Below are 21167 nucleotides of genomic sequence, written 5' to 3'. Positions count from 1 at the left end.
GGCCTCCCGGCATCGGCTCAGGCGCGCCGCACGCCAAACCGCGCCAAACCGCACCAAACCGCGCCTGAGCCGCGCAGGAGCCGCGCTGCGGGGTGCCGGAACCCTCTTCCAATATGCCCGCGGGTACGCGTAGTTTCGGAAGGACCGAACCCGCAGGGCAGAGGTCACCCGCAGGGCACATGTCATGGGAGATGTCGTGGCAACCAATAAGAACGGCACCAAAGAAGTTAAGGAACTGGCCGAGCAGCTGGCCGAACGGGATGGCCGCAGCTTGGGCGCGGCCGAGGGCAACGGCCAGCGGGTGGCCGTCACGGAGGACTACGCCCAGGAATTGGACGAGCTCCAGGAGCTGAACAGCAAGGCCAGGAAGCTCAAGATCAAGGTCGATGACAACGCCTGGCGGCAGAACTACCCCTACGACACCAAGCTCAGCCGGCGGACCTATGACCGGCAGAAGCGGCTGCTGCAGATAGAGCTTTTGAAAATGCAGCTTTGGGTCAAAGAGAGCGGGCAGAAAATGCTCCTCATCTTTGAAGGGCGCGACGCCGCCGGGAAGGGCGGCGCGATCAAACGGTTCAATGAACACATGAATCCCCGCGGCGCCCGCGTGGTGGCCCTGGAAAAGCCCACTTCCGAAGAAGTCACCCAGTGGTACTTCCAGCGGTATGTCCGCACCCTGCCCAGCGGCGGGGAGATAGTGATGATGGACCGCTCCTGGTACAACCGCGCCGGGGTGGAACGCGTGATGGGTTACTGCACGCCGGCGCAGTATCTGGAGTTCATGCGCGAAGTCCCCGAACTGGAACGCATGCTGGTCAATTCCGGCACACTGCTGCACAAACTGTGGTTTTCGGTGGGCCGGGCCGAGCAGGTTGCCCGGTTCGCTGCCCGGGAAACCGATCCGGTGAAACAGTGGAAGCTCTCCCCCACCGACCTGGCGAGCCTGGACAAGTGGGACGCCTACACGCAGGCCAAGGAAGCCATGTTCTTTTACACCGACACCGGAGACGCCCCGTGGACGGTGATCAAGTCGAATGACAAAAAGCGTGCCCGGCTGGAGGCCATGCGCCATGTGCTGAACACGGTGGATTATCCGAACAAGGACAAGACCGTGGCGCATGCTCCGGATGCGCTCATAGTGGGTCGCGCCTCCAGCCACTTCGAGGAGGACGAGGAGCCGCACGGCAGCTTCCCGGTGGTCCGGCCGCAGGGCAACGCTGCAGCCGGAGCCTGACCCGGCCCGCTAGGAACGCACGCCGTTGGACACCAGCCAGCTGTCCAGGTCCAGGGCACCGCGGGCAAGGGTGTTGGTGGCTTCGAAGTCCCCCTGGTAGGCCGGCAGCTGCCCGAACCAGCGGAACATTGCCTGCGAGTCTGCTTGTCCCGCCAGGGTTTCCAATGGCAGGGCCTCATAACGGCCAGGCATTCCGGCAGCGGCACCCAGCACGCTGGCGATTTCGGTGCCGGTCAGTTCATCCCCGGCAACCCCCACCGCACCGCCGGGAATCTCCGACGGATCCAGCAGTGCCGCCGCCGCAACCCGGCCGACGTCGCGTACCGCCACCATCTGCAGCGGGATCCCGTCCGGCAACGGCATCCGCAGGACGGTTTCGGCGTCCTCGACCGCGGCGAGGTAGGGCAGGTTCTCCATAAAAAAGACCGGCCGGACCACAGTGAGGCCAATCGGCAGCCCTTGCAGGTACTGCTCGGCGTCGTATTTGCTGTCGAAATGCGGGACACCGCTGTTCCGCTCGGCACCGTCCACCGAACTGAAGACCAGGCGCCCGACGCCGGCCTCCACAGCGGCGTCGCCGAGCGCCTTGGCCATGGGCGCTTCCCCGGCCGGACCGTCCGGGGTATTCATGGTGGTCATGAACCAGAGCGCGTCCAGCCCGTCCATCGCCGGGCCGAGTGTCTCCGGCCGGTCGAGGTCCGCGAGGACCACTTCGGCGCCGCGGGCCGCCAGGTCCCCGGCCTGTTCAGACTCCGGCCGCCGCACCAGGGCCCGCACCCGGACACCCTGCTCCAACAGGGCCTGCGCAGTGGCGGACCCCTGCTTGCCGGTGGCGGCGAAAACGCCGTACAGCTCAGAATTGTCAGTGGACATTGGAATGACTCCTTTTTCGAGCTGGGTTTGTTCCGGTCACGCTATGGCTGCGGCCGTAAATACTCAACGGTTTTACGCCGCCCGCTGAGTGGGAATAAACGGGTGGCTACCGGCAGGTTATGGAGCAGGCGGGGAAGCCCGTGGTGCATAGAATGAACAGGTGATTCGAATACCGGCCGCCGCATGAGTTCAAGGCTGCATAACCTTGTTATTGAATCCGTGGGCAAACGGATCATTTCCGGTGAACTGGCGGCCGGTGACACCATGCATTCCGAGCACCTCGAAACCGAACTCCAGGTCTCCCGCTCGGTGGCCCGCGAAGCAGTGCGCGTTCTGCAGTCCCTCGGCCTGGTTGAAACCGTCAAACGCGTGGGCATCCGTGTGCTCCCCGAGACCAGCTGGAATGTGTTTGACCCGTCCGTGATCCGCTGGCGGCTGGCGGCCGCGGGCAAGGGCGCCCAGCTGCGCTCGTTGACTGAGCTGCGTTCCGCCGTCGAACCGGCGGCAGCCGAGTTGGCCGCCCGGTACGCTCCGGCCGATCTGAGCGCGGAGCTGATGGCGGTGGCGGCGAAAATGCGTTCGGTGGGCCGGGCCGGTGACCTGCAGCAATTCCTGGACCTGGATATCCACTATCACGGGCTGGTGCTGGCCGCTTCCGGCAATGAGATGTTCGCGCAGATGCAGTCGATGATCGCCGAGGTGCTGCGCGGCCGCACGCACTACGGCCTGATGCCGGACCGGCCGCATGAAGAGGCCCTGCAGCTGCATATTGACGTGGCCAACGCGATTTCCGGCGGCGATCCAGAGACCGCCCGCGCTGCCATGGACCAGATTATGCGCCGCACCATGGAGGAAGTGGGCAGTGTATGGACGGACGAACCGCGGGATTTTACGCCGCTGCCCTAGGATGATCCGGTGATAGCGCATGAAGTTGGACAGGGCAGGCCGCTGGTACTGGTGCACGGGTTCGAGCTGGACCACCGCAGCATGCTGCCCCTCGAAGCCTCGCTGGCCGGCAGCTCGTGGCGGCGTATCTACCTAGACCTGCCGTGGACCGAACAGGCGGTTCCGGGATCTGCCGCCAGTGCCCAGGACGTGGCCGACGGCGTCGTAAATGAACTTCGGTACCGCCTGGGAGAGGAGCCGTTCGCGATCATCGGGCATTCATTCGGCGGCATGATCGCCCGCCATGTGGCGCACACGATGCGCAGCCAGGTGCTCGGGCTGGCCACCCTCGGGGCGGTGTTCACAGCCGATCACAGCAAGCGGGTGCTCCCGGCACGCGCCGTTATCCATGCAGATGTTCCAGAACATGCAGTCGACGACGATTTCCGGGACGTGGCGGTGATCCAGACTCCGGGCACCCTTGCCGCGTTCAACGAGTTTGTCCTTCCCGGCCTTCGCGGGACGAATCAGCAGATGACGGAGCGGATTGCCGCGGACTACGCGCTGCGCCGGGAACCGGAGGCTGCGTATCCGGAACCGTTCGAGGCGCCGTCGCTGCATATCTTCGGGCGGCAGGACCACGTGACCGGGTATGAGGACGGTCTGGCGCTGCGGGACCACTATGTGCGCGGCACGTTCGCAGTGCTCGACGCCGCGGGGCACCACGTATACATGGAGCGTCCCGCAGTGGTTGCGGCGCTCGTGGACGACTGGCTGGCCAGCATCCCTGCGCCGTCGCCCGCTCTCCCCCGCTAGCCGCTACCCGGCGGCGGATGCCCGGTATTCCTGCTCCAGCATGCCCAGCAGCACCTGGTCGTGGAACGCTCCGCGGTGGAACACGGCAGCACGGCGGCGGCCTTCTTCGACAAATCCCAGTGAGGTGTAGAGGTGCAGCGCCCGCTCGTTATAGGACCAGGTCTGCAGTTCCGCCTTATGCGCTCCCATTTCCTCGAACACAATCCGCAGGCCCAGCTGCATCGCTTCCCGGCCCATCCCCTGGTTCTGGAATTCCGGACCGATGATGATCGCCATGGTGGCAATCCGCTCGGGAACGGAGATGCCCCAGACGCTGATGTGCCCCACCAGCCGTTCGGCGGGGTTCACGATGCTGTAGCCGAACCCCGAAGGTAACTCGTTTTTGCTCCAGGTCCGGAACATGGCCGCCGCGGACTCCTCCGGCCGTGCGGCCACCCGGTTCTGCTGCAGGACGGACTGGAAGGGGTCGTTCCACCACTCGGCCAGATGCGGCAGGTCCGGCTCGCGCAGTTCGCGGAAGCGGACCCGTTCGCCCGCGAGCAGTGCGGCGGACCAATTCTGCAGATCACTGATGTTGTCCACGCGGCGATACTAACCCGGGCCCGGGTGGATTGGTCTCCCTCCAGCGCTGGTCGGGGAAGATAGCGGACAGGTAACCTGACCCCGCAGGACCTGACCGATGGGCGCAGCGAACCGCTGCAGAGAGGTCGCCGACCATGGAAAGTACCCAAACCCAGCGTCCAACCGTTGCGGAACGTGCGGCAGCAGGCAAGGACCACCGAAGGTCGACCCCCGTATCAACGCATCAGGGGTGGGGTCCCGCTTCCGGCCGCCCGGATCCCGTGGCGCTCATCGAAGCACAAAACCGCACCCGCGACCCCGATCTGGTGCCGGTGCGGCACGGCCGGATGCTCGCCTCGCCGTTCACCTTCTACCGCGGCGCGGCCAAAGTCATGGCCGCCGATCTCAAGGACATGCCGCGCGCGGGCCTGACGGTCCAGCTGAGCGGGGACGCGCACCTGTCCAACTTCGGGGTCTTCGCCTCCCCCGAGCGAGCGTTGGTGTTCGATCTGAACGACTTCGACGAGACACTTCCGGGGCCGTTTGAGTATGACGTCCTGCGGATGGCCGCGAGTTTCACTATCGCAGCCCAAAACAACGGATTCTCCGCAGAAGACACACGCACGGTGACCCGTGCAGCGGTCCGGTCCTACCGGGAAGCAATGCGGGACTTCGCACAAATGGACACGATGGATATCTGGTACGCGCATCTTGCTGAAAAGGACATTTTGGAAGCGATCCGGCAGGCGACGGTCGCCAGCAAGGGCAAGGCGGATAAGAAGGCCGCCAAACACGCCCGAAAGACGGCGGAAGAGACCATCCGGAAGGCCCGGTCCCGGGACAGCCTGCAGGCACAGTCGAAGCTGGCTGAAGAGGTGGACGGGACGTACCGGATTCTCAGCCAGCCGCCGGTTATCGTTCCCCTTCGGGAGCTCGATGTTTCCTGGGGATTGACGGCCGAGGAAATGGAGACCGCCATCCGGGACCAGCTCCGGTCCTACCGGGCGAGTTTGCAGGAGGATCGACGCCGGCTCCTCGAGCGCTTCGAGGTGGTCGACGTCGCCCGGAAAGCGGTGGGGATCGGCAGCGTGGGCACGCGGGGCTTCATCGTGTTGCTGCAGGGCCGCGATTCGGGTGATCCGCTGTTCCTCCAGGTCAAGGAAGCCACCCGCTCCGTCCTGGAGGACCATCTGCCCAAAAGCAAGTATCGGCAGCCCGGTGCCCGGGTGGTGCAGGGCCAGCGCATGATGCAGGCGGCAAGCGATATCTTCCTGGGCTGGACCAGGGGCGTACAGGACAACCGCTACCTCTACTGGCGCCAGTTGAGGGACATGAAAGGTTCGATAGTTGTCGAGGCGATGAAGCCTTTCGGCATGGAGCTTTACGCCCGCACCTGCGGCTGGACCCTGGCCCGGGCCCACGCCCGGTCAGGGGACCCCATCGCAATTTCCGCCTATCTGGGCAAAGGCGAAAAGTTTGACGACGCCGTCACCGATTTCTGCGCACGGTACGCCGCCCAAAACGAACAGGACTACTCCGCCTTCGCCTCCGCCGTGCAATCGGGGCGGCTCCGAGCGGTGGAAGGGGTCTAGAACCCGGAGGCCACTAGGTAGATCACCAGGGCAAAGGCGAAGCCAACGACGCCGATCAGCGCCTGGCCAACCGTCCACGTCTTCAGCGTGGTTTTGGTGTCCATCTGGAAGAACCGGCTGATCAGCCAGAAGCCGGAGTCATTGACGTGCCCGGCGAACACCGAACCGCCGGCCAGCGCCAGCACAATGGCCACCACCTGGACCGCGTTGAAGTCCGGGTTGCCCATCACCACGGGCTGGACCAGGGCGGCAGCCGTGGTCAGGGCCACGGTGGCCGAGCCCTGCGCCATCCGCACAATGGCGGCGATGAGGAAGCCGGCCACAATCACCGGAAGGCCAATGGCGTCGAGTGACTCGGCAATAGCGTTGCCGATGCCGCTGGCGCGCAGGACGCCGCCGAACATACCGCCGGCCCCGGTGATCAGGATGATCGAGCAGACCGGGCCCAGCGCGCTGTCCACCACGGTCTCGATGAGCGTGCCCTTTTTGCCCTGGCGGCGGCCCAGCAGCCACATGGCCAGGAACACGGTGATCAGCAGCGCCACCGGGGTTTCGCCCAGTGTGCGCAGGATCTGCACCCAGCCGGTGTCCAGGGAGACGATCTCCGCGGTGGCCAGCATGTTCAATCCGGTGTTCAGGAAGATCAGCACAAACGGCAGCATCAGCAGGGTCACAATGGTGCCCAGCTTCGGCGAGGAGCGGAACTCGGACTCGGCCGATCCGGAGGGTGCGTCAAGGATGGACGGGACCGGGAGGACGAACTTCTTGCCGAGGAAGGTGCCAAAGAGGTAGCCAGCCAGGTACCAGGTGGGAATCGCAACCAGCAGGCCGAAGATCAGGACCAAGCCGACGTCGGCGCCCAGCAGGCCGGTCGCGGCCACGGGGCCTGGGTGCGGCGGGACAAACACGTGCATCACGGAGAACGCTGCAGCAGCCGGGAAGCCGTAGGTGAGCAGGGAGCCGCCCATCCGCCGCGCCACGGTGAAGATGATCGGCAGCATTACCACCAGGCCGGCATCGAAGAAGATCGGGAAGCCGAACATCAGCGAGGCCACGGACAGGGCCAACGAAGCCCGCTTCTGCCCGAACTTGCCGATCAGTGCGTTGGTCAGCACCTCGGCGCCGCCGGAGACTTCCAGCATCCGCCCGAGCATGGCACCCAGGCCGACCAGCAGGGCAACGCTGCCCAGGGTGGTGCCGAACCCGGCGGTCAGCGTCGGCACGATGCCCGATGCGGGGATGCCGGTGGCAACCGCGGTGAGCAGGCTGACGGTGATCAATGAGAGGAAAGCGTGGATTCGGAACTTCATGATCATCACCAGCAGCAGCGCAATGGCGGCTACGGCGATGAGGAGCAGGCCGGGAGTGCTCAACGTCCAGTTGAGTTCTAGATCGGTCATCGTTGTCCTATCTGGGAAAGAAAGCGGGAATCGGGGCAGGTCAGCGGGCAGTCAGTGCCTGAGCCACAAAGGCGGCAATTTCGGCTGGAGCGAGGTTGATGTCCACCGGAATTCCGGCTTCGTCCGCCGCCAGCGGTTCAAGGGTGTCGATCTGGGAGTCCAGCAGGGTCGGCGGCATGTATTCGTGGTCCCGGTGGGTGAGCCGTTCGGCAATCAGGGACCGGTTTCCGTCGAGGTGTATGAAGCGGGTGCCGGGCGCGAAGGAACGGATGAGGTCACGGTACCGGCGCTTCAGCGCGGAACAGGCGATTACTGTGGATTCGCCGCGGGCGAGGCCGTCCGCGAGCGCCGAGCCGATGGCCCGCAGCCAGGGTTCCCGGTCGGCATCGGTCAGGGGATGCCCGGAGGCCATCTTTTCCCTGTTGCTGGCCGGATGCAGGTCATCTCCGTCGATAAACGGCAGGGATAATTCATCGGCGATGGCGCGGCCCGAGGTGGACTTGCCGCACCCCTGCACACCCATCACAACCAGCGGCGGAACTAGGTACGGCGGCATGGCAGCACACTCCTCAGACGCGTCATCACATCTGATTTGCGGAGCCACGGCGGCAATAAATCAGATTTATCTTCCATAAGATAGCACGGCGTCCGGCCCGACGACGGCGGTTACTGTGCCTGCCGGGCCGCGCGTGGGAGCGTGGACTCCATGTTCGTGCTGGGAGCGGCGGTCGCCGTCGTGGTGGGAACCGTGGTGGGCCTGGTGGGCGCCGGCGGGGCCATCATCGCTGTTCCGGCACTGGTCTATCTGGTGGGCCTGCCGCCCGACGACGCCGTACCCACCTCCCTGATTGTGGTGGGCCTTTCCTCGCTGGCCGGGCTGCTGCCGCGTCTGCACACCGGGATCAACTGGACCCTGGTGGCCGTACTGGGCATTGCAGGTTTTCCGGCGTCCTGGGCCGGTGCTGGGTTGAGCGAACGGCTGGACCCCGATGCGCTGATGCTGCTGTTTGCGGCCCTCATGGTGGTGGCGGGGATCAGGATGCTGCTGGCCGGGCGGAGGATTCCCGGTGCCCTGCCAGCCGCCGTGCCGGTCCGGGGGCCGCTGCTCCGCGGAGTGGCAGTGGGCCTTGCCGTCGGCTTCCTCACCGGCCTGCTCGGGGTGGGTGGCGGGTTCCTGCTCATTCCGGCGCTGCCCATGTTCTTGGGGGTTCCGCTGCAGCAGGCCGTGGGAACGTCGCTGGCGGTAATCGCCATTAATTCCGCCTCGGGGTTCTCCGCACATCTGGCCGGCCTGGGCATGGACTGGACGCTGACCCTGGCCTTCGCGGCAGTGGCGGTGGCAGCCTCACTGGCAGCAGCACGGCTGTCCCGCCTGCTGGATGACCGGGTGGTGAGCAGGATCTTCGCCGTGCTGGTCTTGCTCGTTGCCGCCTGGGTGACGGCCCAGAGCTTGCCCGCCGTCGTCGGGCAGGCTGCCCCGGCCCGGTAGCACCGCCGTCCGGGCCGCAGAAGCCTTGGTACGCAGATCACGCCGTTGTGACCCGCGTTACCAATATCGTAGGCACGACACCCCGGAAGGCTCCAAACCGGCCTGCGGGGCCGGCCGCGCAAACCGTCGGCGCTGCGTGAGACGATAAAACCATGCCCGAAACCCTCCCGCTCGTCGACGTCACCGACGTCATCCGCGTGGTTGGCGGCTCGGCGTTCCAGCGCGGCCAGACCTACGCCAGGAGCGGCGCCGTGCAGGCCCTGGAATGGGATGCCCAGGGCGAAGTGCTGCGCGCGCAGGTACGCGGCACCGCCGCGGTTCCCTACCGGACCCTGTTGCAGCTCGGCGCCAAGCGCCAAGGCGATTACCGGCTGCTGGACAACCACTGCAGCTGCCCGCTGGGCTTTGACTGCAAGCATGTGGCGGCAGCAGCCCTGCAAAGCAATATGGACCATCTGCTGGCCCGGCAGGAACTATCCTCCCCCGCTCTGACCCCGTCTGTCCCGGCCTGGCAGCAGTCGCTGCAGACTCTCATTGACGCGGACCTGGCCGGAGCAGCACGGCCTGCCGAGACCACTCCGCTGGCACTGCAATTTGAACTGCGCAACGTAGTGGCGGCTGCTGATTCGCGCTGGGGTGCGCCGGCGCCGCGCAGCCGGCACCGGGCCACTCCCTTCCGCCTCGGGGTCCGGCCGGTGGTGCGCAATACCAAGGGCAACTGGGTCAAGAACAACCTGGCCTGGAGCAACATCAGCTATCAAACCTACGGCCTGCGGCTGGACCCGGACCAGCACCGTTGGTTCTCCCAGTTCCCGGCCCTGCACCGCTCCAACGGCGTGAGCTACTTCGGGCAGAACGACTCCTGGCTGTACCTGGACGACTTCGCCAATCCCCTGCTCTGGCAGCTTCTGGAGGAAGCTTCACGGCTGGGGATCCCGTTTGTGGGCAGCAAGAAAGACATGGACATCCGGGTGGGCAAACTGGCCGTACTGTCCCTGGACGTCCGCGCGGCCGGCGGCGAGACACCGGCTCCGCTGCGGCTGCTGCCCACCCTGGAAATCGACGGCACTCCGGTTCCCCTGGAAGCCGCCGGCATCATCGGCAGCCACGGCATCTACGTCCGGTCCGCGCAGAACACCGTCACGCTGGCGCCCACCGCCAAAACCCTGACCGAACAGGACAAGGGCCTGCTCCTGCAGGGAGCTCCCGTGACGGTTCCCAAAGCCGACGCCCCGGTATTCCTGGAGAAGTTCTATCCGCGGCTGCGGCAGGTCCTGCCCGTCACCAGCAGCGACGAGTCCGTGGAGTTTCCCGAAATATCCCCGCCGGTGCTGGTCCTGTCGGCGTCATTCGGCGCCGACGATGAACTGGTGCTGGGCTGGGAGTGGGAATACCGGCACGGCAGCACCGTGACCCGGCTGCCGCTCACCGGCAAAGCCGCAGCGGCGGACGACGCCGACACCACCTACCGCGATATCCCCGCCGAAGGTGCGCTGCTGGCAGAAGCCGGCAGCACCATGTCCGCAGTGCCGCGGAACCGCACCCTGCGCGGCATCGAAGCCGCGGAATTCACCGAGCATGTCCTTCCCGACCTGGAAAAGATCGAGGGCCTGCGGGTGGACATCTTCGGCGAACGCCCGGACTACCGGGAACTGCTCGAAGCACCCAAGCTGAAAATCACCACCGTGGAAACTGAACGCCGGGACTGGTTCGACCTGGCCGTGATGGTCACCGTGGAAGGCCGGCTGGTGCCGTTCGCGGATATCTTCAAGGCCATCGCGCAGGGCAAAACCAAGCTCCTGCTGGTGGACCGCACCTACCTGTCCCTGGACCGCCCCGAGTTCGAGCACCTGCATGCCCTGATCAACGAGGCGCAGGGACTGCAGGAATGGGACACCGGGGAACTGGGGATCAGCCGCTACCAGGCCGGGCTGTGGGCGGAGCTGGAAGAGCTCGCGGAAGAAACCGAGGAAGCCGCAGCCTGGCGGGAATCGGTGTCCGCCCTGCTGGACCTCAAGAGCGTGGACCCGGTGCCGCTGCCGGCGGGCCTGCAGGCGAACCTGCGCCCGTACCAGCATGAAGGCTTCAACTGGCTCGCGTTCCTCTGGGACCACGGCCTGGGCGGCATCCTCGCCGACGACATGGGCCTGGGCAAGACCCTGCAGACCCTGGCCCTGCTGGCCCGCGCCCGGGAAAAGCAATCCCGGGAGCAGCAGGACCGGCAGCCGGTCCGTCCGTTCCTGGTGGTTGCCCCGACCTCGGTGGTGCCCAACTGGGCATCCGAAGCGGCGCGGTTCACGCCGGGCCTGAAGGTAGTCACCGTGGGCGACACCACTGCCAAGTCCAAGGTGCCGCTGGCCGAGGTGGTGGCGGGCGCCGACGTCGTCATCACCTCCTATGCCGTGTTCCGGCTGGACTTCGCCGCCTATCGGAAGACCGAATGGGACGGGCTGATCCTGGATGAGGCGCAGTTCGTGAAGAACCGCGTAACCCGCGTGCACCAGTGTGCCCGGGACCTGCCGGTGCCGTTCAAGCTGGCCATCACCGGCACGCCCATGGAAAACAACCTGATGGAACTGTGGGGACTGTTCGCCATTGTGGCCCCGGGCCTGTTCCCGTCCGCGCGCAAGTTCGCGGATGAATACCAGCGGCCCATCGAGCGCGGTGACAGCCCCGACCTGCTGGCCCGGCTGCGCAGCCGGATCCGGCCGCTGCTGATGCGCCGTACCAAGGAAGCTGTCGCCAAGGACCTGCCCGAGAAGCAGGAACAGGTCCTGGAAGTGGAACTGCACCCCAAACACCGCAAGATCTACGAGACGCACCTGCAGCGCGAACGCCAGAAACTCATGGGGCTGATCCAGGACATGGACCGGAACCGGATGATCGTTTTCCGCTCCCTGACCCTGCTGCGCATGCTGAGCCTGGATGCCTCCCTGGTGGAGGAGGAATACGAGGGCATCCCGTCAGCCAAACTGGATGTGCTGTTCGAGCAGCTCAACGACATTACCGCTGAAGGCCACCGTGCGCTGATCTTCAGCCAGTTCACCTCCTTCCTGAAGAAGGCGGCGGAACGGCTGGATGAGGCAGGCATTAAATACGCCTATCTGGACGGCTCCACCCGCAACCGTGCCGACGTGATTGCCTCCTTCAAGGAGGGCGAGGCACCTGTGTTCTTGATCAGCCTCAAGGCAGGCGGGTTCGGCCTGAACCTGACCGAGGCGGACTACGTTTTCCTGCTCGATCCCTGGTGGAATCCTGCAGCCGAGTCCCAGGCCGTGGACCGCACCCACCGGATCGGGCAGAAAAACAATGTCATGGTCTACCGGATGGTCGCCCGGGACACCATCGAGGAGAAGGTGATGGCGCTGAAGGAGCAGAAGGCGAAGCTGTTCACCTCGGTGATGGACGACGACGCCGTTTTCAGTTCAGCGCTCACTGCAGAGGACATCCGGGCCCTCCTGCAATAGGTTCGGCTGAGCCGCCCATGTCCTTCCCGGGACGGGCATTGATTTGTACAGTGGAGTGATGGCCACTCAGGAGCGTCCCATTGGATTCTGGCTCAAGCTTGTCGACCAGCTGGTTGATGACCAGTTCGGTGCCAGCTTCGAAGAGCACGGCGTCACCCGCCGGCAGTGGCAAATGATGAACCTGCTGGTGGAGGGGCCGGCCACCCAGAAACAGCTGTCGGACGGTTTGCGGCCGTTTTTCCCTGCCGTGGAGGCCGGCACTTCCGAAGAACTCATTGAAGAACTGCGGGAGTCCGGCTGGGTGGCACTTGAGGACGGCCAGTACCAGCTGACGGACCTGGGCAGCCGCAGCTTGGAGAACCTGCGCGGCGCCGTGGACCGGATCCGGCAGTTGATGACGGAGGACATCGCCGAAGAGGAGTACACCGCCCTGCTGGCAGTGCTGCAACGGATGGCCCGGAACCTGGGCTGGGACGGCGACGTCGCCTCCGGGCCGAGGGTGGATACCTGAGTCCGGCTGGACGCACGCTCCTCTCAGCGTGCCTTCCTAGTAACCGGCGCGGACGTCCACCAGTCCCTCCAAGGCAAACCCCGCCGCCAAGTTCCTGACGTTGCGCTCCACCCGGGCCGTGAACAGCGGACGGATCATGTCCTGTGTTTCCCCGGTATGCGGCGTGATCAAAGCCCGGGGTTCGGACCAGAGGGGATGCCCGTCCGGCAGTGGCTGCGGATCGGTGACATCCAGTGCCGCCCCGGCAAGTTTGCCTTCCGCCAGGGCGGTAACCAGTGCCGCGGTTTCCACCAGCGGGCCGCGGGCGATGTTCACCAGGAAGGCGTCGGGCCGCAGCAGGGCCAACCTCCGGGCGTCCAGCAGATGCTCGGTTCCTGCCGTCATGGGTGCTGCGAGCACCAGGACATCGGCTTCCCGCAGGGCGTCGTCCAAACCCTCGTCGGTGACGGTTTTCTCCGCCCCCGGTACCGGCTGGCGGTGCGCGCGGACCATGGTGATGTGTTCGGTGAACGCCGACACCAGCCGCAGGATTTCCTTGCCCACCCCTCCGGCCCCCACAATCACCACGCGTTTGCCGTGCAGCGAGGTGCCCTGCGGCTTGCCCCAGCTCTGCGCCCGGGCAAAGGTATCCACAGAGCGCAGCAGGGCCAGGACCAGCGCCAGGGCGAACTCCCCCACCGGCTGCCCGAAGGCGCCCTTGCCGCTGGTCCACTGACGGTCGGGGTTGCGCTGCATCAGGTCTTCGTACTGGTCCACTCCGGCCAGGGGAAGCTGTATCCACGCTATGCCGGGATGCTCGGCCAAGACCGTTTCCAGGGCATCCTGGGACAGCCCTTCGGTCAGGACCAGTCCCCTGGTTGCCTCCGAGAGCGGTGCAACCACTCCGCCGCCGGCCTGCACGGCATTGACCAGGTAGTCCCTAGGCTCCGGAAGGATAACAACGCTCGGTTCCATGAACGGACCCCGTTCGGCGTGAGCTGACAGTCCCAGAAGTATAGGCGCGGCGTCGACCGCCCCGGCAGGTGCCGGAACGGTTTGCGGTCCCGAACGGGTTACTTGCGCTGGATCTGCGCGAGCATCTCTTCGAACGGCAGCGACGCCGGCAGCTGCCGGGCGGTTTCGCGCGGGGATGGAGCCGGTTGGGAGACCGGGGAAGGCTGTGAGTTCCCGGACTGCCGGGCCGTACCTCCGGGGACGTTTCCCATCAGCGCGGCAAGTTCCCCTGCGGCACGGCGCACGCGGTCATCGAGGGGCCCGGCACCTCCTTCGCCTGCACCCCAGTCCCCGGGGGCGGCATAAACACCCGTGGGGACAACCCGTGCCCGCAGGTAGCTGAACATCGGCCGCATGGAGTAATCCAGCACCATGGAATGCCGGGCGCTGCCGCCGGTGGCCGCAATGAGTACCGGTTTGCCGTCCAGGGATTTGTTGTCGATGACGTCGAAGAAGGACTTGAAGAGCCCGCTCATGGACGCCGTAAAGACCGGCGTCACTGCCACGACCGCGTCTGCGGCCACCAGCTTGCTGATCAGGGCTTCCAATTTCGGCGGCGCGTAACCGGTGACCATGGTGTTGGCTATATCAACGGCGTATTCGCGGAGTTCGTATGTGGAGACCGTCACCTGACGGCCCCGTGCTTCGATTTCCTCCCGTGCCGCCTGGGCCAGGGAATCGGCAAGCATCCGTGACGAGGACGGAACGCCCAAGCCACCCGAAACCACAACAAGATCAACCATCCGGTCCTCCTCAACATGCGTTTGCATGTAGTGGTCAACCCCGGTCCCACACCACTTATTCCTCCGGGTGGCGCCTTGACAGTCAGGTACCGATGCCGACGGCGGCCCCGCCGCTACCCGGCGGCAGCCCGCCCGGCAGCTCTGCCGCTGAACAGGCAACCGCCGAGGAACGTCCCCTCCAGGGACCGGTACCCGTGCATTCCGCCGCCACCGAAGCCGGCGGCCTCCCCAGCTGCGAACAACCCCGGAACCGGCGCGCCGTCTTGGCCCAGCACCCGCGACTCCAGGTCGGTTTGCAGCCCGCCAAGGGTCTTGCGGGTCAGCACCGACAGCCGTACGGCAATCAGGGGCCCGGCCTTGGGGTCCAGGATCCGGTGCGGTGCGGCCGTGCGGATCAGCCGGTCGCCCAGATAGGTGCGGGCACCGCGAATGGCTGTCACCTGCGAATCCTTGCTGAAGGGATTCCGGATTTCCCGGTCCCGGGCCTCGATTTCACGCCGGACCGCGTCCGCGGAAAGTTGGGGCGCCTCGCCCTGGGCGGAGGAATCCTTGGCCAGCATGTTCATTCCCGCCACCAGCTCGTCCACGGAATTGGCGGTAATGAAGTCCTCCCCATGGTCAAGGAAGGCCTGGACCGGAGCCGGCACTCCGGCTGTGGCCCGCTTCAGCACATCCCGAATGGACTTTCCCGTCAGGTCCGGGTTCTGTTCGGAACCGGAGAGGGCGAATTCCTTGCGGATGATGGCCTTGTTGAGGATGAACCAGCTGTAGTCGGAGCCCGTGCGGCGCAGGTGTTCCAAGGTCCCCAGGGTGTCAAACCCCGGAAAAAGCGGCACGGGCAGCCGGTCCCCGGCCGCATCCAGCCACAGTGACGAGGGGCCGGGAAGGATCCGGATGCCGTGGTTTTTCCACACCGGATTCCAGTTGCGGATGCCTTCCACGTAATGCCACATCCGGTCCGGGTTGATCACCCGCCCGCCGGCTGCCTGCGCAATGCCGATCCCGCGCCCGTCCACATGTTCGGGCACGCCGCTGAGCATATTCTGCGGTGCCGGTCCCATCCGGTCCGGCCATGCTGCCCGGACGGCGTCGTGGTCCCCGCCGATCCCGCCGGTAGTAAGCACCACTGCGGATGCGCTGAACTCAAAATCCCCAACGGCTGCCCGGGAGGACGCAGTGCCCCGCTCCGCCGTCGTTGGTTCCAACACTGTGCCGCGCACACCGGTCACGGCGCCGCCGGTGAGGACAAGGTCGTCGAGCCGGTGCCGGAACGCCGGGCGCACCAGGCCGCGTTCGACGCCGTCGCGCACCTTGGCCTCGAACGGCGCGGTGATTCCCGGCCCGGTCCCCCAGGTGATGTGGAAGCGCGGCACCGAGTTGCCCGGCCCGCTGGCACCGTACCCGCCGCGCTCGGCCCAACCGACCACGGGAAAGAGCCGGTGCCCCATCTGCTGCAGCCAGGCCCGTTTCTCCCCTGCCGCGAAATGCACATAGGCCTCGGCCCACTTACGCGGCCAGAAGTCTTCCTCGCGGTCAAAGCCGGCGGTGCCCTGCCAGTCCTGCCAGGCCAGTTCCACGGAATCCCGCACACGGAGCCGGCGCTGCTCGGGCGAGTTCACCAGGAACAGGCCGCCGAAGGACCACCAGGCCTGTCCGCCTATGCTCTGTTGGCCTTCCTGTTCCACCAGGATCACCGTGCGCCCGGCATCCACCAGTTCAGCGGTGGCTACCAGGCCGGCAAGTCCGGCACCAACAACAATGACGTCTGCGTCTTTTGGCTGCATCCGGCTCACGCTACCGGCAGCACCCGGTACAGGCCAGCATTGCTTGGCACGGTGTCCGGGCGCCCTCACAGGACGCACCGCACGGGCACGGCCTGTTGCATCCGTACCGGGGTTCTTAGACTGGACGGTAGGGCCGCTCCTAGGAGAACCGGCGACTGCCGGTGCCGGCTGTGGAAGAAGTGGAGAATCGCATGAGCGAACAGGGCGCCAACGAGGAGAAGGACTCCAACCGGACCCACGGCCAGGAGGCCTCCGAGGGCGATAGCAGCACGAAGCAGAACGAACAGCGCGAACATTCCCAGGAAGCCGCCGAAGGCGACGAAGGGCAGAGCTGAGCGGGACACCCTAGACGCGGAACAGGCCCTTGAACCTCCTTTTGGGGAGGGGCAGGGGCCTGTTCCGTGTCTTCGTTGACTTAGCTCGCCGCTGCCTTGCGTCCTGAGTTCTTCGCAGCGTCCAGCACATCTGCATCATGGCTCTGGTCCACCACGGGGCCCGTTCCGGCAATTTCCCGCAGCTGCGCAATTCCTGCCGCTGCGTCCTGCTTTGTGTCAAAGGTGGTGGACACAGCCATCAACGTTCCGTCGCCGGAAATGAGCTTGATCCGGTAGCTGCCTTCGTGGGCGTCCACCAGCTTAAAGTAGCCCGACATCACTTACCTCCTTGTAAGGGGTCTATCAGTGCCTCTAATAGTAAGCCACCTTAGGGCCTTGCAACTCCCCCTCCCCTAAATCCGCGTAGCCTGAAACCAAACTGAAACCGGTTCCTACACTGGAACCATGGCCGATACCGTCAGCCCCGAACAGCGCAGCCGCAATATGTCGCGCATCCGCAGCAAAAACACCAAGCCCGAGCTGCTGGTGCGCAGCCTCCTGCACGCCGCCGGCTACCGGTTCCGGCTGCACGGCAGCTTCGGCCAAACACGCCTTCCCGGCAAGCCGGACCTGGTGTTCGCCGGGCGCCGCAAAGTCCTGTTCGTCAACGGCTGCTTCTGGCATTTCCACTCCTGCCCGGCCGGCCGGCACGCTCCGCAAACCAACAGCGAGTTCTGGGCGGCCAAGCGGAACCGGACCGTGGAGCGCGACGCCGCAGCACGGGACCGGCTGGCAGCGGCCGGCTGGGAGGCCCTGGTGGTGTGGGAGTGCGAACTCCGTGACCGGAGCGTCTTGGAACAGCAACTGCGCAGGTTCCTGGGCCCGCCCGGGGCAGCACCGGCCCCGAGCCCCGAGACACGGCACTAGACTCGACCACAGACATCTACAGCAACCAGTACTACGGAGGCGGCAGGCATGGGCAGTTCGGCTAACGGCAAACGGGGCGTCCTTTTTGATGTGGACGGAACCCTGGTGGATTCCAACTACCTGCACGCGGTTTGCTGGTGGCAGGCCTTCCGCCGAATGGAGCACGATGTGCCCATGTCCGCCATTCACCGGGCCATCGGCATGGGCGGGGACAAGCTCGTGGAACATCTGCTGGGCGAGGACCGCAACAAGGACGAGGACGAAAAAATGGACGCCACACACGGCGCCATTTTCTCTACGTGGTGGCCCGCACTGCGTTCCTTCGACGGTGCCAGCGACCTCCTGAAGGCCTGCGCGGATAAGGACCTCACCGTAGTCCTGGCCTCGTCAGCATCCGAAGCTGAACTAAAGTTCCTGCGCACCGTCATCGACGCCGATTCGGCCATCAGCGGTGCGACCAGCTCCGGGGATGCCGAAGCCAGCAAACCCTCCCCCGACATTCTGGAAGCAGCTTTGGAGTCCGGCGGACTGGAGGCGGCTAATACCGTTTTTGTGGGTGACTCGGTGTGGGACGTGAAGGCAGCGGGCAAGCTTTCCATTCCCACCATCGGCCTCACCTGCGGCGGCACCAGCGAAGCCGAACTGCTCGAAGCAGGAGCCGAAGAAATCTATGAGAACCCCCGGGCACTGCTTGCGGACCTGGAGAACAGCCTCCTGCGCACCTTGCTCCAGGACTAGGACCACCCCCAGCCAAGGAAGGACCCCTCATGGCTCGCGAACCCCTTGAACACGGCCGGGCAGATTCGGAGGGACCGGCGAACGGCGCCAAAGATCCGCTCGGTCCCAGCGCACCCCAGCCCGGCCCCACCGGCGAACCCCGCACTCCGGGCCACAAGGCCCACTCCGCCGGCAACATCCGCGATGACCAGGGCACGCATGCCGCGGGTACGGTGCCCGCGTCTGGCGACCCACGGGACGCGGAACGGGACGGCGGATTGGATGAGGACCGGCCGGGCGACGCCGGCTGATCCTCCCAGCGGGATCGGCCTCAGGGATCGGGCTCCGCTGCCAGCCCGCTGCCGGCCTACTTCAACAGGCCGGCGGCGCGCAGGGCATCGGCCATGGCACCGCCCGGGGCCGGTTCTGCCCTGCTAACCCGCGCTGCACCCTTCCCAGCTGCCTGGGCTGTGGCCTTGGCGCCGCCCTTCGCGGACGCCTTGGCCTTTGGTGATGAGGCCGAAACCGGCCCCGGGCGGGACGCTGCCGGCGCGGGCACTGCTGCCCGCGGGCCCTGCCCCCGTGATGCCTGCCCCCGTGATGCCTGTCCCTGCGTTCCCTGCCCGCGCCGCGGCCGGCTCCCGGCCGGGTCTGCAGGGTCGTCGTCGAGCCGCAGGGTCAGCGAGATCCGCTTGCGCTCCGGATCCGCCTCCATCACCTTGACCTTGACCACCTGCCCGGACTTAACCACTTCCCGGGGGTCGGAAATGAAGGTGGTGGACATGGCGGAAATGTGCACCAATCCATCCTGGTGCACGCCCACATCAACAAAGGCTCCGAAGGCGGCAACGTTGGTGACCACGCCGTCCAGGACCATGCCCGGCCGCAGGTCCGAAATCTTCTCGATCCCCTCGGAGAAGGCCGCTGTTTCAAAGGCCGGGCGGGGGTCGCGCCCGGGTTTGCGCAGTTCGGCAATGATGTCCAGGACGGTGGGCAGGCCCACGTGATCGTCCACGAACGCCGCCGGATCCAGGCCGTCCAGGGACGCCCCGGACGGACTCATGGTGGCACCCGCGGCGGTTAGGACCCTGCGGGCAGTCGGATAGGACTCCGGGTGGACGCTGGTGCCGTCCAACGGCTCCGATCCCCCGCTCACGCGCAGGAACCCGGCGCACTGCTCATAGGCCTTTGCCCCCAGCCGCGGCACCTTCAAGAGGTCCCGGCGGCGGGTAAAGGGACCGTTTGCGTTCCGGTGGGCCACGATGTTTTCGCTAAGCAGCGGCCCGACGCCGGCCACCCGTGCCAGCAGCGACGGCGACGCGGTGTTCACGTCCACGCCCACCGCGTTCACGCAGTCTTCGATCACCGCATCCAGGGCGCGCTCCAGCTTGGCCGGCGTCACGTCGTGCTGGTATTGGCCCACTCCGATGGACTTGGGATCAATCTTCACCAGTTCGGCCAGCGGGTCCTGCAGCCGGCGGGCAATGGACACGGCACCGCGCAGGGAAACGTCCATGCCGGGCAATTCAGCAGAAGCAAGCGCGGATGCGGAATACACCGATGCTCCGGCTTCCGAGACCACCAGCTTGCGCACGCCTGTCACCAGCTTGATCAGTTCGGCGGCCAGCTTGTCCGTTTCACGCGATGCCGTGCCGTTGCCAATCGCAATCAGTTCCACCCCGTGCGCTTTCACCAGCCCGGCCAGGGCCACGAGGGCCTCGTCCCAGCGGCGCACCGGGGCATGCGGGTACACGGTGTCGGTGGCCACCGCTTGGCCGGTGCCGTCCACCACGGCCACCTTCACCCCGGTGCGCAGGCCCGGGTCCAGGCCCAAAGTGGCCTTGTTGCCGGCGGGCGCGGCCAGCAGCACATCACGGAGGTTCGCAGCGAAGACCCGGACCGCTTCGGTTTCCGCGTCGGTGAACAGCCGGACGCGCAGGTCCACGGACAACTTCGCCAGGATCCGCCGCCAGGCCAGCTGTACCGTCTGCATCAGCCAGGCGTCCGCCGGACGCCCCCGGTCCGCTACCCCCAGGCGCGCGGCCACCGAACGTTCATAACGGGCCCGCGCGCCGGCCAGCGCCTCGGCGTCCGCCGGGTCCCCCTCGGTCAGGGCCAGTTCCAGGATGCCCTCCTTCTCCCCGCGCAGCAGTGCCAGCACCCGGTGCGACGGCATCCCGGAGGGCGACTGGGAGAAGTCGTAGTAGTCGGTGAACTTGCGGCCTTCGGTTTCCTTGCCGGGCCGGACCTGCGAGCGCATCCGCCCCTGCCGCCACAGCTTCTCGCGCTGCTCGGTCAGCAGGTCCGCATCCTGGGACAGACGCTCGATGAGGATGGCCCGCGCGCCGGCGAGCGCCTCTACTGCGTCGGGCACGCCGTCGCGCACGTACGCTGCTGCCTCGGTTTCCGGCACGCGGCCGGGATCCGCCAGCAGGGTATCCGCCAGCGGTTCCAGTCCCGCTTCCCGGGCAATCTGCGCCTTGGTGCGCCGCTTGCTCCGGTAAGGCAGGTAGATGTCCTCCAGCCGGGACTTGGTTTCAGCCCCGACGACGGCGGCCCTCAGCTCCGGGGTCAGCTTGCCCTGGGCATCGATCGCCTCAAGGATGGTGCGCCGCCGTTCCTGCAGTTCGCGCAGGTACCGCAGCCGCTCATCCAGGTCCCGCAGCTGTGCGTCATCCAGGGTTCCGGTGGCCTCCTTGCGGTACCGGGCGATAAACGGCACCGTGGCACCGCCGTCGAGCAGTTCCACGGCAGCACGGACCTGCCACGGCGCAACGCCGAGTTCCGAGGCGAGCTGGGCAATGACCTGCTCGTCCGATGCTGATAGGTGGGCGACGGGTTCTACGCTGCTTAGACTCACC

The 21167-nt window shown here is 66.2% G+C and carries 20 protein-coding genes; 11 read left to right on the top strand and 9 right to left on the bottom strand.

Going from position 1 to position 21167, the window contains the following annotated elements; all coding sequences use genetic code 11:
* Nucleotides 1–271: 271 nt before the first annotated feature.
* Nucleotides 272–1234: a polyphosphate kinase 2 gene (gene ppk2 / locus QNN98_RS11345; RefSeq protein WP_283997465.1), complete on the top strand. Its 963-nt coding sequence runs from the start codon at nucleotides 272–274 to the stop codon at nucleotides 1232–1234.
* Between the two features lie 9 nt (nucleotides 1235–1243).
* Here the strand turns inward: ppk2 and QNN98_RS11340 are convergent, their stop codons facing one another.
* Entirely contained in the window at nucleotides 1244–2107 is an 864-nt protein-coding gene (locus QNN98_RS11340; protein ID WP_283997183.1) for an NmrA/HSCARG family protein, read from the bottom strand.
* Nucleotides 2108–2290: 183 nt separating this feature from the next.
* On the opposite strand from QNN98_RS11340, the gene QNN98_RS11335 reads away from it, so the two are divergent.
* Together QNN98_RS11335 and QNN98_RS11330 are read left to right on the top strand one after the other, a co-directional pair.
* On the top strand, nucleotides 2291–3013 hold the full coding sequence (locus QNN98_RS11335) for a FadR/GntR family transcriptional regulator (protein WP_227926746.1): 723 nt from the start codon (nucleotides 2291–2293) through the stop codon (nucleotides 3011–3013).
* Nucleotides 3014–3022: 9 nt separating this feature from the next.
* Complete coding sequence (locus tag QNN98_RS11330) at nucleotides 3023–3808, top strand: alpha/beta fold hydrolase (protein WP_227926745.1); 786 nt, start codon at nucleotides 3023–3025, stop codon at nucleotides 3806–3808.
* Between the two features lie 3 nt (nucleotides 3809–3811).
* On the opposite strand, the gene QNN98_RS11325 is transcribed toward QNN98_RS11330, so the two are convergent.
* On the bottom strand, nucleotides 3812–4390 hold the full coding sequence (locus QNN98_RS11325) for a GNAT family N-acetyltransferase (protein WP_283997180.1): 579 nt from the start codon (nucleotides 4388–4390) through the stop codon (nucleotides 3812–3814).
* A gap of 134 nt (nucleotides 4391–4524) precedes the next feature.
* On the opposite strand from QNN98_RS11325, the gene QNN98_RS11320 reads away from it, so the two are divergent.
* Entirely contained in the window at nucleotides 4525–5961 is a 1437-nt protein-coding gene (locus tag QNN98_RS11320) for a DUF2252 domain-containing protein (protein WP_283997178.1), read from the top strand.
* Here the strand turns inward: QNN98_RS11320 and QNN98_RS11315 are convergent.
* Both QNN98_RS11315 and QNN98_RS11310 read right to left on the bottom strand, forming a co-directional pair.
* On the bottom strand, nucleotides 5958–7361 hold the full coding sequence (locus QNN98_RS11315; RefSeq protein ID WP_227926742.1) for a GntP family permease: 1404 nt from the start codon (nucleotides 7359–7361) through the stop codon (nucleotides 5958–5960). The genes QNN98_RS11320 and QNN98_RS11315 overlap by 4 nt on opposite strands.
* Before the next feature lie 40 nt (nucleotides 7362–7401).
* Entirely contained in the window at nucleotides 7402–7917 is a 516-nt protein-coding gene (locus QNN98_RS11310) for a gluconokinase (protein WP_283997175.1), read from the bottom strand.
* Between the two features lie 150 nt (nucleotides 7918–8067).
* On the opposite strand from QNN98_RS11310, the gene QNN98_RS11305 reads away from it, so the two are divergent.
* The 3 genes from QNN98_RS11305 (at nucleotide 8068) to QNN98_RS11295 (ending at nucleotide 12828) form a co-directional block, all read left to right on the top strand.
* A complete protein-coding gene (locus QNN98_RS11305) occupies nucleotides 8068–8850 on the top strand; it encodes a sulfite exporter TauE/SafE family protein (RefSeq protein ID WP_283997464.1) in 783 nt (260 codons plus the stop codon).
* A gap of 152 nt (nucleotides 8851–9002) precedes the next feature.
* On the top strand, nucleotides 9003–12317 hold the full coding sequence (locus QNN98_RS11300) for a DEAD/DEAH box helicase (RefSeq protein WP_283997173.1): 3315 nt from the start codon (nucleotides 9003–9005) through the stop codon (nucleotides 12315–12317).
* Nucleotides 12318–12375: 58 nt separating this feature from the next.
* Complete coding sequence (locus tag QNN98_RS11295) at nucleotides 12376–12828, top strand: MarR family winged helix-turn-helix transcriptional regulator (protein ID WP_283997171.1); 453 nt, start codon at nucleotides 12376–12378, stop codon at nucleotides 12826–12828.
* Between the two features lie 36 nt (nucleotides 12829–12864).
* Here QNN98_RS11295 and QNN98_RS11290 read toward each other — a convergent pair whose 3' ends face one another.
* The 3 genes from QNN98_RS11290 to QNN98_RS11280 all read right to left on the bottom strand — a co-directional run bounded on the left by QNN98_RS11290 (nucleotide 12865) and on the right by QNN98_RS11280 (nucleotide 16348).
* Nucleotides 12865–13782, bottom strand: coding sequence for an NAD(P)-dependent oxidoreductase (locus QNN98_RS11290; RefSeq protein ID WP_283997170.1), 918 nt, complete (start codon nucleotides 13780–13782; stop codon nucleotides 12865–12867).
* 98 nt (nucleotides 13783–13880) lie between these two features.
* Nucleotides 13881–14564, bottom strand: coding sequence for an FMN reductase (locus QNN98_RS11285; protein ID WP_283997168.1), 684 nt, complete (start codon nucleotides 14562–14564; stop codon nucleotides 13881–13883).
* Nucleotides 14565–14677: 113 nt separating this feature from the next.
* The gene (locus tag QNN98_RS11280) at nucleotides 14678–16348 is read right to left on the bottom strand and encodes an FAD-binding dehydrogenase (RefSeq protein ID WP_283997166.1); all 1671 of its coding nucleotides are present in this window, start codon (nucleotides 16346–16348) and stop codon (nucleotides 14678–14680) included.
* A gap of 191 nt (nucleotides 16349–16539) precedes the next feature.
* Between QNN98_RS11280 and QNN98_RS11275 the strand changes: the two genes are divergently transcribed.
* On the top strand, nucleotides 16540–16683 hold the full coding sequence (locus QNN98_RS11275; protein WP_227913462.1) for a hypothetical protein: 144 nt from the start codon (nucleotides 16540–16542) through the stop codon (nucleotides 16681–16683).
* A gap of 80 nt (nucleotides 16684–16763) precedes the next feature.
* Here QNN98_RS11275 and QNN98_RS11270 read toward each other — a convergent pair whose 3' ends face one another.
* Nucleotides 16764–17000 carry a YegP family protein gene (locus tag QNN98_RS11270; RefSeq protein WP_227913463.1) on the bottom strand — a complete coding sequence of 79 codons (237 nt, stop codon included), beginning with the start codon at nucleotides 16998–17000 and terminating at the stop codon, nucleotides 16764–16766.
* 127 nt (nucleotides 17001–17127) lie between these two features.
* Between QNN98_RS11270 and QNN98_RS11265 the strand changes: the two genes are divergently transcribed.
* The 3 genes from QNN98_RS11265 to QNN98_RS11255 are packed head-to-tail and all read left to right on the top strand — an operon-like array spanning nucleotide 17128 to nucleotide 18617.
* Entirely contained in the window at nucleotides 17128–17589 is a 462-nt protein-coding gene (locus tag QNN98_RS11265) for a very short patch repair endonuclease (protein ID WP_229960001.1), read from the top strand.
* Between the two features lie 48 nt (nucleotides 17590–17637).
* The gene (locus QNN98_RS11260; protein WP_227913465.1) at nucleotides 17638–18327 is read left to right on the top strand and encodes an HAD family hydrolase; all 690 of its coding nucleotides are present in this window, start codon (nucleotides 17638–17640) and stop codon (nucleotides 18325–18327) included.
* A 29-nt stretch (nucleotides 18328–18356) separates the two neighbouring features.
* On the top strand, nucleotides 18357–18617 hold the full coding sequence (locus QNN98_RS11255) for a hypothetical protein (RefSeq protein WP_283997159.1): 261 nt from the start codon (nucleotides 18357–18359) through the stop codon (nucleotides 18615–18617).
* Between the two features lie 56 nt (nucleotides 18618–18673).
* Here the strand turns inward: QNN98_RS11255 and QNN98_RS11250 are convergent, their stop codons facing one another.
* Nucleotides 18674–21166 (bottom strand): Tex family protein, encoded by a 2493-nt coding sequence (locus QNN98_RS11250; RefSeq protein WP_283997156.1) that lies wholly within the window; start codon nucleotides 21164–21166, stop codon nucleotides 18674–18676.
* Between the last annotated feature and the right edge of the window lies 1 nt (nucleotide 21167).

The organism is Arthrobacter sp. zg-Y1143, from assembly GCF_030125565.1.
Taxonomy (GTDB): domain Bacteria; phylum Actinomycetota; class Actinomycetes; order Actinomycetales; family Micrococcaceae; genus Arthrobacter_B.
This window is presented reverse-complemented; position numbering and strand designations above follow the sequence as displayed.

Bases quoted from the DNA above. Each gene is read 5' to 3' on its own strand.
- QNN98_RS11315 (WP_227926742.1), bottom strand. From the start codon at position 7,361: ATGACCGATCTAGAACTCAACTGGACGTTGAGCACTCCCGGCCTGCTC.
- QNN98_RS11275 (WP_227913462.1), top strand. From the start codon at position 16,540: ATGAGCGAACAGGGCGCCAACGAGGAGAAGGACTCCAACCGGACCCAC.
- QNN98_RS11300 (WP_283997173.1), top strand. From the start codon at position 9,003: ATGCCCGAAACCCTCCCGCTCGTCGACGTCACCGACGTCATCCGCGTG.
- QNN98_RS11260 (WP_227913465.1), top strand. From the start codon at position 17,638: ATGGGCAGTTCGGCTAACGGCAAACGGGGCGTCCTTTTTGATGTGGAC.
- QNN98_RS11265 (WP_229960001.1), top strand. From the start codon at position 17,128: ATGGCCGATACCGTCAGCCCCGAACAGCGCAGCCGCAATATGTCGCGC.
- QNN98_RS11270 (WP_227913463.1), bottom strand. From the start codon at position 17,000: ATGTCGGGCTACTTTAAGCTGGTGGACGCCCACGAAGGCAGCTACCGG.
- QNN98_RS11305 (WP_283997464.1), top strand. From the start codon at position 8,068: ATGTTCGTGCTGGGAGCGGCGGTCGCCGTCGTGGTGGGAACCGTGGTG.
- QNN98_RS11290 (WP_283997170.1), bottom strand. From the start codon at position 13,782: ATGGAACCGAGCGTTGTTATCCTTCCGGAGCCTAGGGACTACCTGGTC.
- QNN98_RS11285 (WP_283997168.1), bottom strand. From the start codon at position 14,564: ATGGTTGATCTTGTTGTGGTTTCGGGTGGCTTGGGCGTTCCGTCCTCG.
- QNN98_RS11280 (WP_283997166.1), bottom strand. From the start codon at position 16,348: ATGCAGCCAAAAGACGCAGACGTCATTGTTGTTGGTGCCGGACTTGCC.
- QNN98_RS11310 (WP_283997175.1), bottom strand. From the start codon at position 7,917: ATGCCGCCGTACCTAGTTCCGCCGCTGGTTGTGATGGGTGTGCAGGGG.
- QNN98_RS11295 (WP_283997171.1), top strand. From the start codon at position 12,376: ATGGCCACTCAGGAGCGTCCCATTGGATTCTGGCTCAAGCTTGTCGAC.
- QNN98_RS11335 (WP_227926746.1), top strand. From the start codon at position 2,291: ATGAGTTCAAGGCTGCATAACCTTGTTATTGAATCCGTGGGCAAACGG.
- QNN98_RS11255 (WP_283997159.1), top strand. From the start codon at position 18,357: ATGGCTCGCGAACCCCTTGAACACGGCCGGGCAGATTCGGAGGGACCG.
- QNN98_RS11320 (WP_283997178.1), top strand. From the start codon at position 4,525: ATGGAAAGTACCCAAACCCAGCGTCCAACCGTTGCGGAACGTGCGGCA.
- QNN98_RS11340 (WP_283997183.1), bottom strand. From the start codon at position 2,107: ATGTCCACTGACAATTCTGAGCTGTACGGCGTTTTCGCCGCCACCGGC.